The organism is Sphaerochaeta sp. (genome assembly GCF_050256055.1).
Lineage (GTDB): Bacteria > Spirochaetota > Spirochaetia > Sphaerochaetales > Sphaerochaetaceae > Sphaerochaeta.
This window is the reverse complement of sequence record NZ_JBFWIJ010000020.1, coordinates 22,506-37,680: the sequence shown is the minus strand read 5'-3', so window position 1 is coordinate 37,680 and position 15,175 is coordinate 22,506. Positions and strand designations below refer to the sequence as shown.

General features: G+C 54.5%; 14 protein-coding genes. 8 read left to right on the top strand and 6 right to left on the bottom strand.

Features of this window, described 5'->3' with window-relative positions; translation table 11 throughout:
* Position 1: 1 nt before the first annotated feature.
* Positions 2–550, top strand: a complete 549-nt coding sequence (locus tag AB7C91_RS09115; RefSeq protein ID WP_428590804.1) for a hypothetical protein — start codon at positions 2–4, stop codon at positions 548–550.
* Here the strand turns inward: AB7C91_RS09115 and AB7C91_RS09110 are convergent.
* Positions 547–1,599 carry a hypothetical protein gene (locus AB7C91_RS09110; RefSeq protein ID WP_428590801.1) on the bottom strand — a complete coding sequence of 351 codons (1,053 nt, stop codon included), beginning with the start codon at positions 1,597–1,599 and terminating at the stop codon, positions 547–549. The two genes, AB7C91_RS09115 and AB7C91_RS09110, sit on opposite strands and share 4 nt — an antisense overlap.
* A gap of 197 nt (positions 1,600–1,796) precedes the next feature.
* Here AB7C91_RS09110 and AB7C91_RS09105 point away from each other — a divergent pair, with 197 nt between their 5' ends.
* The 5 genes from AB7C91_RS09105 (at position 1,797) to AB7C91_RS09085 (ending at position 6,891) form a co-directional block, all read left to right on the top strand.
* Positions 1,797–2,378 carry a hypothetical protein gene (locus AB7C91_RS09105; protein WP_332446641.1) on the top strand — a complete coding sequence of 194 codons (582 nt, stop codon included), beginning with the start codon at positions 1,797–1,799 and terminating at the stop codon, positions 2,376–2,378.
* A complete protein-coding gene (locus tag AB7C91_RS09100) occupies positions 2,375–3,223 on the top strand; it encodes a hypothetical protein (RefSeq protein ID WP_332446642.1) in 849 nt (282 codons plus the stop codon). Before AB7C91_RS09105 ends, AB7C91_RS09100 begins: the two co-directional genes overlap by 4 nt.
* Positions 3,224–3,299: 76 nt before the next feature.
* Positions 3,300–4,544 (top strand): peptidase T, encoded by a 1,245-nt coding sequence (gene pepT, locus AB7C91_RS09095; protein WP_332446643.1) that lies wholly within the window; start codon positions 3,300–3,302, stop codon positions 4,542–4,544.
* Entirely contained in the window at positions 4,541–5,497 is a 957-nt protein-coding gene (locus AB7C91_RS09090; RefSeq protein WP_428590796.1) for a hypothetical protein, read from the top strand. Before pepT ends, AB7C91_RS09090 begins: the two co-directional genes overlap by 4 nt.
* A complete protein-coding gene (locus tag AB7C91_RS09085; RefSeq protein ID WP_428590793.1) occupies positions 5,494–6,891 on the top strand; it encodes a hypothetical protein in 1,398 nt (465 codons plus the stop codon). The genes AB7C91_RS09090 and AB7C91_RS09085 overlap by 4 nt, the downstream gene beginning before the upstream one ends.
* On the opposite strand, the gene AB7C91_RS09080 is transcribed toward AB7C91_RS09085, so the two are convergent.
* On the bottom strand, positions 6,881–7,603 hold the full coding sequence (locus AB7C91_RS09080) for a glycerophosphodiester phosphodiesterase (protein ID WP_428590790.1): 723 nt from the start codon (positions 7,601–7,603) through the stop codon (positions 6,881–6,883). The two genes, AB7C91_RS09085 and AB7C91_RS09080, sit on opposite strands and share 11 nt — an antisense overlap.
* Complete coding sequence (nfo, locus tag AB7C91_RS09075) at positions 7,600–8,445, bottom strand: deoxyribonuclease IV (protein WP_428590787.1); 846 nt, start codon at positions 8,443–8,445, stop codon at positions 7,600–7,602. The genes AB7C91_RS09080 and nfo overlap by 4 nt, the downstream gene beginning before the upstream one ends.
* Before the next feature lie 81 nt (positions 8,446–8,526).
* On the opposite strand from nfo, the gene AB7C91_RS09070 reads away from it, so the two are divergent.
* On the top strand, positions 8,527–11,478 hold the full coding sequence (locus tag AB7C91_RS09070) for an insulinase family protein (protein WP_332446648.1): 2,952 nt from the start codon (positions 8,527–8,529) through the stop codon (positions 11,476–11,478).
* Here AB7C91_RS09070 and AB7C91_RS09065 read toward each other — a convergent pair.
* From AB7C91_RS09065 to AB7C91_RS09055, 3 genes are read right to left on the bottom strand one after another with little or no spacing between them, the layout of a single operon-like run.
* Positions 11,459–12,778, bottom strand: a complete 1,320-nt coding sequence (locus AB7C91_RS09065) for a [Fe-Fe] hydrogenase large subunit C-terminal domain-containing protein (RefSeq protein ID WP_332446649.1) — start codon at positions 12,776–12,778, stop codon at positions 11,459–11,461. The two genes, AB7C91_RS09070 and AB7C91_RS09065, sit on opposite strands and share 20 nt — an antisense overlap.
* Positions 12,775–13,197 carry an ATP-binding protein gene (locus AB7C91_RS09060; protein ID WP_332446650.1) on the bottom strand — a complete coding sequence of 141 codons (423 nt, stop codon included), beginning with the start codon at positions 13,195–13,197 and terminating at the stop codon, positions 12,775–12,777. The genes AB7C91_RS09065 and AB7C91_RS09060 overlap by 4 nt, the downstream gene beginning before the upstream one ends.
* A gap of 1 nt (position 13,198) precedes the next feature.
* The gene (locus AB7C91_RS09055; RefSeq protein ID WP_332446651.1) at positions 13,199–13,543 is read right to left on the bottom strand and encodes a DRTGG domain-containing protein; all 345 of its coding nucleotides are present in this window, start codon (positions 13,541–13,543) and stop codon (positions 13,199–13,201) included.
* 113 nt (positions 13,544–13,656) lie between these two features.
* Here AB7C91_RS09055 and glpK point away from each other — a divergent pair, with 113 nt between their 5' ends.
* Positions 13,657–15,171, top strand: a complete 1,515-nt coding sequence (glpK, locus tag AB7C91_RS09050) for a glycerol kinase GlpK (protein WP_428590782.1) — start codon at positions 13,657–13,659, stop codon at positions 15,169–15,171.
* Positions 15,172–15,175: the final 4 nt, after the last annotated feature.

The window sequence follows — 15,175 nt, the reverse complement described above, 5'->3', positions numbered from 1 at the left end:
TATGCAAGTATTGATCAAACTGGCTTTGTTGGCCCTGACCTTTTTTTTGGTATTCATCAATCCGACCTATATCGGCAAGATGCTCTATTACTCCCTGTTTCCCTTGCTGTTTCTTCTGGTGGGGCTGTTTTATCGTGTCGCCTACTACGTCAGTGAGAAGACCGTACGCAAGGTATGCGACCAGCAGTTTTCCTATTCACTTTTTTGTGCGCAAGTACCTTCGATAGGGGATGGCGATCTGACACGAGGCAGGTTGGTCGTCACCGATACTTCCCTGGTGCTGTTCCAGAAGGACAAGAAAGGCATTGGACGTTGCAAGGAAGTCTGGCGTCTCGAACGCTCGAAGCTCAAGGCGTTTCGTGTCGGCCAAGTGCTTTCGATCCGCAAGGGCATTACTTTCGAGACCGAGGATGGGGAAGTGAGATTCGTCACCCGTGCTGCATTCAAGCAGAAGGACGCCCTTACCAAAGCCCTCGGATGGAATACAGCGAAGCCCTCCCCTTCAGTGGAAGGCGAGGCTGCCGGGGATCGGTCATTTACCGAGCTTTAGAAACTGATGCCGAATCCTACGCGCATCGGTTCCAGTGAGAAGGAGAGGGCCGGGGAGGTAATCAGATACTGCAGCTGCATCCCAGCCTGATAGAAGAAGCGAAGCCGTTCGGTCAAGCTGTAGGAAAAGCCTGCCTGCAATTTCGCCAGCAGACCGAATTCCGAAGTCGGCTTGAACTGGAAGGTTGGTCCGAGGGAAAGGGAGACGGGGAAGGATAGGGTCTTGTCCTGATTGAACGTCCACTGCACCTTCGCCAGAACACTCATCTCTTGTGCAGTGCCGACGTTGGAATACTCGATGGCACCGCCGAAGCTGAACAAGCCTTCGCTGCGACGCAGGATGTCTGCCTGTATATCGAACCCCCGTACCGTACCCGGCCACTGGTAATCGACGAAGGAAACCGATGCGGATGTGGCCCATGAGAGCGGTTGGGGATCGAACTCGACCCTGCTTGTCGGGACCACAGGGGTCTGGGGTGCACTGGGAGTCAGGATGATTTTCTCTGCCGTATCCACAGGTGGCGCCGCTTGCTCCGGTTTTGGTTCCTCGGCGGGGATGCTCTCCTCTGCGATGCTTTCCGGAGCAACTACCGGCTCGGCTATGGTGGGAGTCGGGACGAAGTCCTGTGCCTGCGCTACTGGTGCTAAGGGTATCTTGATGGAAGGTGCATCGGAACCTGGGAGCTTGAGCAGTCCGCTGGCCACCAACGGGTCGGTGGGTGGAGGAAGCGGAGCCGGTGGGGCCTTCGGTTCCTCGAGGGTCACTTTTTCGATGGAGACTGGCGCTGCTACCGGTGCGGTTGCTTCCTTTGGCTGGGACGCCGTAGGCGTACTCGCCTTGGATGTGACCGGGATAGTCTGCTTTTGTGTCGGCGCTTGTACAGGTGCCTGTACTGCAGGTTTTTCAACGGGGGGAGTGCTCTCTGCCATCTGTGATTCGGCGCTTGCACTTTGGTTTGTCTTAGGTCGCATCTCGATATACCAATAGGTACCGGACAGCGCCACGAGACAGGCAACGACGATAAGTATTACAGACAATGTTCTGTTCACAATTCACTCCTCTGTACTCATACAACACCCTGCGAGGCGGTTACACTACAAGTCTAGCATGATTTATCGCCATTCGTGGTATGATTTCCCCGAATCTTCATCATAAATCCATAGTATATCCCCCGATTCTTGTACTCCGTCCGGTGAATGTCCGCCCGAAGCACTTCGTGGTACGGTCTGAAACCGGAGGAAGTACCATGCGTCCATGTCTTCTTGTCCTGCTTTTGCTGGTGTTCTGCCCGTTGCTTTTGGTTGCAGGAACGCAGGCCGTTGTCAGTCTGGACCTTGCCGGTCTGGACAGTTTTTTCAGCGATACGGCGTTGGTGAGGGCCGAGGCGGTGTTAACGCTCTCTGCTGAATTTGGCCTGCGCATGCCGATCAATCTCACTACCGGTTGGCACCAGGGAGATCCGGCGTTCGTGGAAACCGGACTGTTTCTCGACTACCATCCGCTGCAAAACGGGCTGCATCTTTCCCTCTCCCTGTTGCAGGTGGGGGTATTGCTGAACAACCCCTATACAGATTCGACGGAACCGTACTTCCTCAATGAGATGGCGGTGGGTTGGACGATCCAGATTTCCCCTTCCTTGGTGATCGACCCCCGTTTGGTCATCCGCGACCCCAACGCTGTATTCAAAAGCGAGTATGAGGAACTTTCCTCCTACTTTGGTCGGTTTCCTATGGTTCGTTTTTCCTTGTTGGCAGGATGGGCTTTCAGTCTATCGGACAAGGAGGAAGGAAGCGCTGAAACATTGCTGGATGAAGGAGGAAGCATATGATGTACAAGATTGGGACCTGGACTGTCGTCGCTGTTTTGATTTTTGTCTTCTCTGGGTGTTCGATGGGATGGGAAGCTGCAAGCAAGGCGAATATTGATGATGATACCTTGTTCCCGGCTGTTTCGGATATGATCGAACAGCAGAAGGAAGTGGTGTGGCCCTATCTGGATGAGGAGATGTCCAGAGCTTTGGATCATGAGGATTTCTCGGGCGAGCAGATCGTGGCCAACACCCTGACCGAGCAGCAAGGCCGCGAATATCTGGAATTCTGCTATGTGGTGCAGAATCCCCAGACTGAGGAGGATGTGAATCAGGTTGTCGAATTCGCCCATTCATTACTTGATGAGGAGAGCCGAAACGACCTCGATCAGAAACTCAACCAAACCAGGAGCCTGCTGTGCTCCCAGGCACAGGAACTTGCCCGTTCGCTTGCTCCGTCCCAGCGAGCCCCCTTTTGGAAGGATATGCAGAAATTGGTGGTGCAGACACTGGTCCTCTTCACCGCGGGGGTGGTCTATGCCTGTATCCCCACCGTGGTCTTCTGGGGCAAGATCTCGGCAGCGACGGCCATAGCAGTGGCTACCGGAGTGGTGTCGAACACCGTCATGGCTATCTGGCGGTATTATCAATTCGGAGGGACGGTCGACGAAAGCTTCGAGGAATGGCTGAAGACGGTCACCACCGAACCTGAGCTTTCCTACGCCTTGGCGGCAAGCGTTATGGCAGTGGGCAATACCCTCAAACGGGGCCCGGTGGTTACCGGCATCATCATCTGTGTATTCGCCTTGTACAATGTGGTCGACTTGGTCAAGCCGATGCTCACCAAATACGATTTCACCGTCTGACGGTTTATTGGTTGCTCCTCTCCCCGCTTTGTGGAATACTATGCGGTGAACACGAACGAGGAAGGAGCATATTGCTATGGAACAGGCATTGTCAGCAGATATTCTGGAACGGTTTCTCCGCTATGCGGTCATAGATACGATGAGTGACGAGGAGGCGGTCGCCACCAAGCATCCCTCTACCGAAGGGCAGTGGGATCTGCTCAACCTGCTTTCCGATGAACTGCAGGCGATGGGGGTTCCCGATGTCCAGATCGACCCTAATGGAGTGGTCATTGCGCATCTCCCTTCCAATCTGGACCATGAAGTCCCGACGGTTGCTTTCATGGCCCATGTCGATACCGCCGATGATGTGATGGGAAACCATGTGAAACCGAGAGTGATCAAAGCGTATGAGGGAGGAGACGTTGTTCTGAACGAGACCTATACGCTCAAGGCTGAGGACAACCCCGAGCTCAGCAGGTATGTCGGCCAGACGATCATCGTCACCGACGGCAACACCCTGCTCGGCAGCGACGACAAAGCCGGTGTGGCGGAAATCATGAGTGCCGTCCACCATCTGTGTGTACACCCGGAAATCAAACACGGAACGATCGAAATCATTTTTACCAGCGATGAGGAAACCGGGGCGGGAATGGACAAGTTTCCCTATGAGAAGATCAGCTGCGACTACTGCTATACCATCGACGGCGGCAAGCGGTTCGAGGTGGAAAGCGAATGTTTCAATGCCGCCACGGTGAAGGTGCATTTCAGCGGGGTGAGCTACCATCTGGGAATGGCCCGCGGCAGGTTGGTCAATGCCTTGACGATGGCTTCTTTCTTCATCAACGCCCTTCCGCAGGCCGAAAGCCCCGAGGCGACCGACGGCCGCTGGGGATACTACTGTGCACAGAACATCACCGGTACTGCGACCGAGGTTGACCTGACCGTCTACCTTCGGGATTTCGATCTCGAGCAGCTGAACCGAAGAATTGATGCGATGAAACAACTTGCAGAGGCGACGCAAGCCTTGTATCCGAAGGGAACGGTTACCGTCGATGCCAAATACGTATATTACAACATGGCCTTGATCGCCCGCTCCAAACCCTTCGCCATGGAAAATCTTTATGAAGCCGGTCGTTGCCTGGGTATGGAATTGGAGGAAGTCGTGATCCGTGGTGGCACGGATGGTGCGAGGATGGCCAACGAACGCAACATCCCCTGTCCGAACATTTTCACCGGAGGGCACAACCTGCACTCGCGGTTTGAATGGGCGGCTTTGCCGGCCATGGAGGATGCCTGCGCCTTGGTCCTGAAGATCATCGAGGTCGGATCTTCGAAATGAAACGGCTCGTTTTGCTGACCGTACTGCTTCTGCTTTTCCGTCTGTCATCGGCTTCGCTTGTCTGGCAGGCGGAAAACACCGTACCACTGGAAGTGCAGAAGGCGGCAAGAAGCTCGCTTGAGCGCTCGATGCTTCCCCGTCTGGGTGCGGATGGGGAGCTTTCGGCCATGCTGAGGCGAAACGGACAGGACGGGTATGTGTTGAATCTGCAATACAAGGGAAGAACCTTGGAGGAAGATCTCATCGAACCTGTTGGGACTATGGAACGCAGACTTTCCGAAAATCTGGAGTATGACGGTCTGGCCCTGCTCGACCCGATCGGAGAGCAATCGCTTTCCTTCCGGTTCTCCACCGGATATGGGACCAAGGCCCTGAAAGAGGGAAGCCAATGGTGGGTTTTGGACGGTCAGGGGAACCGACGCGGGTCGGTGGTGGTTTCCAAGACGTTCAAAGCCCAACAGATGTCGTTGCTTGATCAGACGGAAGGGAAAAAACTCAGTCTTGGAATGGCTTTGGTTCCCCGGCTTTCGCATCCTGTTTCTCTCTCTGTGGATATGGACGTCTCTTTTGCATTGGGCTTCTCGCTTACGGTTGGCTCCTTGTTTCCCGTCTATCCTTTCTCGTGGTTTCTCGAAGCCGCGTATCGCCCGGGATCAACAGTCAGTCTTTCGGTGGGACTGCAGTCACAGCTTCCCCTTGCCTCCGTATTTTCCGATGCAAGCCATCTGTGGCGCAATCTTGCAGTGCTGGCTCGTTCGAGTGTCGGGTATGGGTATGCAACCTCGCTTTCCCAGCAGGTACTCTGTGCACAAGGAAGCGTCGGCTTCTCCTATCAAGTCGGCAGTTTCTCTTTCCTATTGCTCGGTGGCAACCGTTTCATTGCCAATGCAGGGACAATTGCAGAGCAAGGGCTTTTCCTCAGCCTGTCAAGCGCGTACACTTATACACCATGAAACGCATTGTCGTGCTGCTTCTGGCCATCAGTCTACTTCTGGTCTCCTGTTCCTCCCTCTCCGACTTGGTGCGGGCACAGGTGGAAGGCCTGCCTTCCTGGGTTTATGAACCACAGACGAGGAGCGGTCAGGTTGCGTTTGTCGGAAAAGGCGTCGATCCCGTCCCCTATAATGCCCGTTTGGCGGCTTATGAGGATATCATTTCACAGATATCGGCCTATGTCGGACAGAACATCCGGCCTCTGTATTACCGGGAATTGACCACGACCGGTGCCATCACCGACTTCAAGCTGACCATCACCAACGAATTCACCAAAGCCGAACCTCGTACACCAGCCCAAGTATACATGCTTGCAAGGATGGATGAGCAGTTGCTGTCCGGCAAGCGAACGAGCCTGGCTAATGAAATGCTCAAACGGGATGCGGACATTGATGCCTTGATCGTTGAGGCTGACAAAGCATACCGCGCCAATGATGACACCAAGGCAATACGCTTCTACCTCGAGGCTGCCCTGTTGTCCGCCCAAGGGCCGGTAAGCCAAAAAAAGCACGAACTCTCCTACCTGTTGGAGAAAGCCCAAGGGTTTGTGGAAGCACTCCGTTTCACCCTCAAAGGACAAGACAGCACCCAAGCAAAAGTTACGGTTTCCGTTCAGAGGAAAAGCAGATTGCTTTCCCCGAAAGTTCTCAACGCAAAGGTTTCGGCAACCTTCGAGGCAAGGAACAGCCTGGGCATGCAATACACCGATTCCTTGCAGTTCAATACGGCAAGCGACGGGTTCTTCACGTTCGTGCCCTACAACCAAGGGTTGCTCAAGACCGGGGTGGTCACTTTCACCCTGGATTTCTCCGATCTCCTGGCCCGGCTTTCCAAGGGGCTCCCTTCCGGACAACGTGATGCGATTGTTGCTGCCTTACAAGCCTGCCGCATCGATTTTCCCTACGCCTTCACCTCTTTGGTAGCCGATCGGCCGGCTGTTGCAGAGATCCAGCAATTCAATATGGACGGTCAATTGCAGGAAGGCTCTGATGCGCTGGAGACATTCAGCGAGGAAATGGCCCTGGATGCGATCCCCGTACAAAAGATTGATCTGCAAGCACTGGAGCTGGAACAACAGCTTCAGATGATAGCCGACAATTACCCGAAGGCGAAGCTCGCCTTCCTCGGAACGGTGGGGATCGCGGTGGAGGATACGGTGCAACAGACTTCGGTGACCGTGCTTTCAGGACGGGTCCAGCTGTATGAAGTGGCCACCAAGAAACTAGTTGCAGATACCCAGGAAGTACAGGCCACCGGCTTCGGAGACAGCGCCTCGGTGGCCCGGGAACAAGCCTTCAAGCGTTTCGGCCGGATTGCCGCATATGTGGCGGGTTCCTATCTGTTCAATCGTTGAACAGGTAGGTGAGAAGCAGTGGATTATTGCTGACCATCCCCATGACTCCTTGGGCAAGCAGTCGTTTTGCCTGCATCGGGTCATCCACCGTCCATGGACAGATTTGATAGGGGAGACGTAATGCCTCCTCGGCCAATGCATGCTGAGGTTTGAGATAGTCGGGTTTGGCAAGGAACCGCCCGAACCCATGGCGAAGGATCCTGGGAAGTGATGGTTCATCCGCATAGATCAGCGCGGTAGGTATGCTGTGTCTACTGATGGTTCTGAAGCGAAGCAGGCTTACCGGATTGAACGAACTGACGAATACCCGGTCCGAAAGGCCGGCTTTCAGAATGGCCTGGAAGAGCGCCTGTTCCAAGCCGTCGCTCTGGATTCCCTCGCTCTTGAGTTCGATGTCATAGAAGCAATCCCGTTTGCATAGGGCGAACACTTCCTCCAACAAGGGAATATGCTGCCCCTGACCTACATCGAATTCCTTCAGTTGCGCATAATCCAGATCCTTGACTTTCTGAGGATTCCCGGCTACCCGTTTCAGATCATAATCGTGGATGACCACCAGTTCACCGGTCTTGCAGCGTTGCACATCCAACTCAATGCCGTCGATGCGGTTTTTCAGACAAGCGGCGAATGCTGCAAGGGTGTTCTCCGGATGGTCGACCACAGATCCCCGGTGGCCGAACAGCATCGGCTTGGCAAACGGTTTCCTATTCACCTTTGTCCTCCCTTCCGCAATCGGTTGATTTCTTCTTTCCAAAGGGTGGGGTCAGGGGTTTCCAAGATCAAAGGGATGCCGCTGAAGCGCTCATCGCCGCAGATGTGTTCAAAGGTTTCCCATCCGATCGTCCCCGCTCCAAGGCTTGCATGTCGGTCAAGACGACTGCCCATTGGGTACTTCGCATCATTGAGATGCATGCCGGAAAGCAAGGAAAGCCCGATTAGCTGATCAAACCGTGCAATGACCTGCTCGAACCGTTCAACAGAGCTCAAGTCATAACCTGCGGCATGGCAGTGACAGGTGTCCAGGCAGAAACCGATCCGATCCTTGTGCCGGATTTTCTCGTACAGCGAAGCAAGGCTCTCGAACGAGGACCCCAGATTGCTTCCCTGTCCGGCAGTATTCTCGATGACAGCGGTCACCCGTTCGCTTCGACTGAGGGCCTCGTCCAGACTGTCGGCAACCAAGGTAAGGGCTTCTTGCTCGTTCAGTAAACCCAGATGTGAACCTGGATGGAAATTGAGAAGATGCAATCCGAGAGCATCCACCCGTTGAATCTCCACCAGGAATGCTTCGATGCTTTGTCTTCGCTTTGTCGCATCAGGGTGTGATAGATTGATCAGGTAGGAATCATGGACCAATACGTGGCCGGGTTCCATGTCTGCTCCCGCCAAGGCAGATGTGAAACGTGCTATCTCATCCTTTTCCAAATCCTTGGTTTTCCATTGGCGCTGGTTCTTGGTGAACATACCCATGGCATCGGCACCCAATGCTCGGGCTCTGGCCGGGGCAAGGTGCAATCCTTGGGCGATACTGGTATGGAATCCGATAGCGTGCATACCCAAACCTAGCGCTGGAGGCGAGGGTTGTCAATTGCCTTCACTCGTGCTAGTGTCCTCTGTACAGAGGAGCGCGTACGCATGAGTGAACGGCAATGGGCAGTGGGTGATGAGGTCTCGGGATTCCAGTTGGTGGAAATCACCCCGCTTGAGGAATACAAGGGAATCGGATACCTGTTTCGGCATATCGAGACCAACATGGAAGTGTTCCAACTGGTCAATGACGACACTGAATTGTTCTTCAGCTACGTCTTCAGAACCCTTCCCAACAATGACTGCGGCATAGCCCATATCCTTGAACACAGCGTATTGGCTGGTTCCAAGCGCTATCCGGTCCGTGACCCCTTCATGGCGCTCCTCAAAGGAAGTACCAACACCTTCATGAATGCGATGACCTATCCGGACAAGACCCTCTATCCGGTAGCAAGCCCGCTCAAGAAGGATTTCGACAACCTGTTCAATGTCTATTCCGATGCCGTGTTCGCTCCAGCCCTTCGGGAAGAGACGTTCTGGCAGGAAGGGGTCCGGCTGGTCTGCGAAGAGGAGACTTGCCATTTCGAAGGAGTGGTGTACAATGAGATGCTCGGCGACGGTTCGGATCATGACTCGATCGTCGGCAAAGGCAGCATCCGTACGCTGTTTCCCGACACTCCCTATGCATTTGAATCAGGGGGGAATCCCGAGCAGATCATCCGGCTCGATTACCAGCAGTTCCTCTCCTTCTACAGCCAATTCTACCATCCCTCCAACTGCAAGCTTTTCCTGTACGGAGACCTGGAGATTGGGGAAAAATTGGCTTTTCTTGACCAAGAATACCTGAAAACCCGCGGTTCGCTGCGCGTGAACAGTCTGTGTCCGCTTTCCCAGCCTTGGAAAAGCGAACGCAGGGTCATGTTCACCAGCCCGATGGAAGAAGGCCAGACTGCAGAGAATGCCTCCATCGTCCTTTCCTGGGCGACGAGTGAAGTCACCGATCCCATCGAGGTGGTCACCCTCTCGACGTTGGTCGACCTGTTGTTGGGAAATCCGGCGGCCCCGTTGTACAAAGCCCTGTTGGATAGTGAATTGGGTCTGGATATTTCTCCGGAAAGCGGGATGAGTGCAGATTTTCGACAGATGCCTTTCCTTGTTGGTTTCAAAGGCATTGAGGCCGAGAAAGCGGAGCAGGCACGGGCGTGCATTCTGAATGCATTGCAAGCGATCGTCAAGGATGGATTGGACCCCGACCTGGTTGCATCCTCGCTCAAACGATCGCGCTTCAAGCAACGGGAGATTCCCGGCGGCATGCCCAACGGCCTTAGGGCACTCAACCGCTCGCTGCGCGGGTGGCTTTTCGATCTTGGACCAACTGCAACCATAGAATCTTCCAAACCCTTGGAGGCGCTGGAACGTCTGGTCGCAGCGGACCCTCGATATTTCGAGCATTGGATTGAAACGAACCTCTTGAACAACCAGCATCGCTGTCTGGTCACCGTCAAACCGGATAGCGAGCACCAGAAGCGTCAGACGGATGCCATCGCCAAATATGCAGCACAGATTGCAGGGGAACTGGGAAAGAAAGGGTTGAAACAGATCCAACAACAGAACCAACGGTTCCTGCAGTTTGAACGGGAGACCGATACTCCCGAAGCGTTGGCGACGGTACCCTATCTGCATCTGGATGATCTGCCGTCCTCCATCAAACCGAACACCCATAGTCTCATGGAAGCCGGCGGTCAACCGCTGTTTGTTCGGACGCTGTTCTGCAACAAGATCGTGTATGCTGATTTTGCATTCCGCATAGAGGACCTGAGCGATCGCGAACTGTTGCTGCTTCCTTTCTACACCCGGTTGGTCCAGACCACTTCGATGGCTGAACTCTCCTATGCACAGGTTTCCAATCGTCTCAAGCATCTGACCGGGGATGTTTCCTACTTCCCTGAATTGGGTTCTTCCTGTACCGATGAGGATACCTTGGTGGTTTTGTGCCGAACCAAGACGCTGTTGGAGGACTTTGAGGAGGCCATGCTCTTCCTGCAACGGCTCCTTACCGAGGCGAAGGTCGACGACCTGAAGCAGATCAAGCTGGTCCTGAACAATTATCGGACGGATTTTGCAGACAGCATCACCTACAGCGCCCATAGCTTCGCCAGCCTGTGCGCAGCCAGGGTTTTCAGCCCGATCCAGTATGAGGGGGAGTTGCTTTCCGGTCTGCACCAGTGGTTCTTTTTGGAAACCATCACCGATGAACAGCTGCCGGCTTTGGCAGGGGAGCTGCTCGCATTACAGAGAAAGCTGAATAATCGGAATCGTCTGGTACTGCACATGAACTGCGATGAGGAGCAGGTCGCCTCCTTGCTGCCGGTTTGGGAACGGTTCTCCACTGCTTTTCCGGTGGGTGAAAAGATTGTCCGCTTGCAGCGCAACTATGCCGAGGTGAGTACCGGCACGGTCCATGATGTGCAACTGTACCGATTGCCATCGGCAGTAAGTTATGCAGCCTATGCAATGCGCACCAGCAAGCGGGGAAGCGTGGAGCAGGCCGCCCAGGTGCTGCTCGCCCAGATCCTCACCGGCAACGACCTTTGGGAAGTCATCCGAGGGCAAGGGGGAGCTTATGGGGTTTCGGCCAATGCCGACGTCATGGAGCAAATGTTTGTCTTCACCAGTTATCGAGATCCGCGGATTGCAGGAACCTGGGCGGATTTCAAGCGGATTCTTGCCAAATATGCAGAAACGGACGTTGAGACCAAACATCGGGAGAATGCATTGATCGCCCTCATCGGGTCGGAGCTCAAACCACTTTCTCCCAGTCAGGATGCTATTCTTGCCTTCAGAAGGTTGCTGTATCAAATTTCAGATGAATTCCGTGCCAACAGGCGCGAACAATTATTGTCGTTGGACAGCGAAGCCTTGAAGCAGGGTGCCAGGCAGCTCATGAACCTGGCGAATGAGGAAGACGCCTACGTGGTGCTCTCCGGATCCCAGCTGCTTGAAACCGAAAAGGAAAAACAACCCTTGCTTGATCGTCCCGCTATTCGATTGCCCCTGTAGTACGCCTGCCCCAGATTTTTGCCAGAGCGTTCAGTTGCTTGGGATCCTTGAGTTTGAGGACGACACACTGTCGGATCGAAGCATCGCCCTTTGCGATATCCTCGGCAAGCACGCGGCAGGAGGGACTGCCGCAGAGCGCGCAGTCGATTCCCGGCAAGGCTGAGACGATCTGTTCCACTTTCTCCATTTTGTGAAGTGCTTTCGTATGGTCGCTGTCAAGGCCGAGCACTGCTTTTGCCTCGAACGGGGAAAGGTGGAGGTTCGGCGCAAGATTTTGTCTTTGTTGCTCGATCCGTGCAACCGCTTGCTCGGGAAGGCAGGACGGCAGGCTGTCAGCCCAATGGCGCAGACTCTCCGAGGCGAGGAAGCGATTGCGTATCGTAAGGATGCCGCCGACGCATCCTTCTGCACAGGCTTCCAGCTCCAGGAACTGCAGGTTTGTCTGTTCTGAATCTTCCAGGATTTCCAAGAATTCAATGACGTTGTGCATCTCATCCACCGCCAACGTACGTCCGCCCTTGCCGACGAGTTCTCCTTTGACCAGACTCCACAGCAGGGACTGCTGGGTTGCGTAGGGAAAGGTGAGCTCGTGGTTTCTAGCTCCTGATTCCGATTTCTGTTTCGCCAAAATGGCGTTGATCTGGTTGAAGACCGTGTCGAACTTCAGAATCCCATCAAAGAGCCGGCCTTCCTCGGAACCTTCGGTCCTGAATTGGGCGATTTTCGCCGCACACGGAGTCAGATAGAATATGCCCAGCGTTCCCCCAAGCGAGGCCAGCTCGCTTCTGGCGAACAGGGCGGTGACCTGAGCCGGCGGACGGAGTGTACCCAGGTTTTCCACCAGCAGGGGAAAACGGATCTGGATCAGATGCACCACAGCCGGGCAGTAGTTGCTGATCAGAGGATAGAGCGAAGCGCGTGCTTCCTTCTGGAGATGCGAGAGGATGTCCACACCGGTTTCCGCCAGATAGGTATGGGTGAACCCAAGTTTGCCAAGGGCAAAGAGCACCTGTGACGGGGTGATTGATTCGGGGAACTGGGCAAAGAAGGCTGCTGGTATGATTGCACAACGATACGTGAACTGTTCGATCTTCGAGAGGCTTTCCTGCTGCACGCGGATCGCATGGTTGGGGCAGGATGCGAGGCATTGGCCGCAGTCGATGCACAGTTCTTCTTTGATGAAAGCCTTTCCCCGTTGGATGCGTATGGCGCTGGTCGGGCAGACCTTCATGCAATGGGTGCATCCTCTGCACTGCTTGAAAAGCACTTCAAGTGCATGGCTTGCCAAATGCTCGTTCACGCCCCCTCCTTCACCGAAAACGTCATCGATATATGGGTGTGGTCGCCAGCCTTTGTGGAAATGGACAGGTGGTCGCAGCTTTTTCGGATATTGGGAAGGCCCATGCCAGCCCCATACCCGAGTTCCCGGACTTTTTCACTGGCTGTGGACCACCCCTCGGTCATGGCAAGCTCGAGATCGGCGATACCCGGACCAGTATCGATGACCTCGATGCGGATTTCCTCCTCCCCCAGGTCACAGATGATCCTCCCCCCATAGGAATGGGCGATTACATTGATTTCCGCCTCAAAGACTGCGACGATGATCCGCTTGATCAAGGAAGGGGGGATGTTGAGTTGTTTGAGCAGCCGCTTCAGGTTGCTGGATGCTAGGCCTGCAACTGAGAAGTCCTGGGCCGGGACGAGGTATTCCTGTCGCATCTCAGTATACCGGTTCCAACCCTTTTGCGAAGAGCAATCCGCTGGTTTTGAACAGGGAGTAGGATGTGTAGGAAAGGGAAATGTTCAGCTCGTTGGCCATGTCGATCATGCTTTGGCTCGGGCGTTTGTTTCGTACCAGCAGGATATTGGTGATGTCACTCATCTCCGCCGTCCTGATCGCCTGATTATTGGAAAGCCCGGTTATCAGGAGGATGTCATCCTCCAGGATGGTCAATACATCGCTCATCAGATCGCTGGCGAAGCCACGTTGTACCTCATCTTCCAGATGGGAAGCCCCACAGACCAATTTCCCGTCGACACATGCAAGAATTTCTTTGAGTTTCATAGACAGCAGTATATCATGGACGGAAGGTTTGACGGTAGGGTTGCTTTCATGTTTTTGGCCTTTCAAAATCAAGGGTGAGAAGCTATACTAGCCTATACGGAAGGAGGTTGTGCGTGAACTATATCGGAGCGTTGGACCAGGGGACGACCAGTACCAGGTTTATTGTATTTGACGGAAAAGGAATCATCGTTGCTTCCCATCAGGTGGAACATCAGCAAATCTATCCCAAACCCGGTTGGGTCGAGCATGATCCTTGGGAAATATGGGACAACAGCTGTGAATGCATCAGCAAGGCCCTGAAGAAAGCGAATCTGCAGGGTACCGATATACAAGGCATCGGCATCACCAACCAACGCGAGACGATCATTGCATGGAACCCCAAGACCGGCAAGGTCTGGCATAATGCGATCGTATGGCAGGACCTCAGGGGGGCTGACCTGATTGAGGAACTGAAGACGAAGGTGGACGCCTCATTCCTGCAGAAACGCAGTGGGTTGATCTTCAGCCCGTATTTCGCCGCCTCCAAGATTGCCTGGCTGCTCGATTCCGTACCGGATTTGCGCGATGCGGCAACGAAAGGGGACGTGGTGTTCGGTACCATCGACACCTGGCTTACGTGGAACCTTACCGGAGGTAAGGCATTGGTCACCGATGTCACCAATGCTTCCCGGTATTTATTGATGAACATAGAGACCTGTCAGTGGGATGATGAGTTGCTTGCACTCTTCAACATCCCTAGGCAAGCCTTGCCGACCATCGTACCTTCCTCGGGAGTGGTCTACGCCACTACTTCACCCAGTGGCCCGCTTCGTTGCGAGGTCCCGGTTTGTGGCATTCTAGGCGACCAACAGGCTGCTTTGTTCGGGCAAGCCTGTTTTTCCGAAGGCCTTGGCAAGAGTACCTACGGGACCGGTTGTTTTCTGCTGGTGAATACCGGCCACCAGGCGGTTGCCTCCGAACAAGGGCTTCTGACCACCGTTGCCTACCAGATAGGGACCGACAAGCCGATGTATGCACTGGAGGGCTCGATCGCCGTTGCCGGTTCCTTGGTGCAGTGGGCGCGCGATAACCTGAAGATTGTGCAAGACCCGAAGGAACTGGACAAACTGGCCGCCTCTGTGCCAGACTGCGGCGGAGTATACATTGTTCCCGCCTTCAGCGGATTGTTCGCCCCGTATTGGCGTTCTGATGCCCGTGGTGTCATTGCCGGTCTCACTGGTTTTGTAACCCGAGCCCACCTGTGCAGGGCCATTCTGGAAGCAACGGCCTTTCAGGCCCACGATATTTTCAAGGGCATGGAAAAGGACAGCGGGATCGAAATGACGACGCTCAAGGTTGACGGGGGACTGACCAACAGTAAACCGTTGATGGAGTTCCAGGCGGATCTCCTGGGGATTCCAGTCATACGCCCCTTGGTTGTGGAGACCACTGCGCTCGGGGCCGCCTATGCCGCCGGTCTTTCGGTCGGGGTGTGGAAGGATTTGGATGAACTTGCCGCCTATTGGCAGGAAGAATGCCGATGGGAACCGAAGATGGAAGCGCAGGAGCGGATGCAAAAGATCCGTTTCTGGAAGAAGGCGGTGAATCGCACCCTTGATTGGGTTTCGACGGAGCATGAAGAGGAGTAGCTTT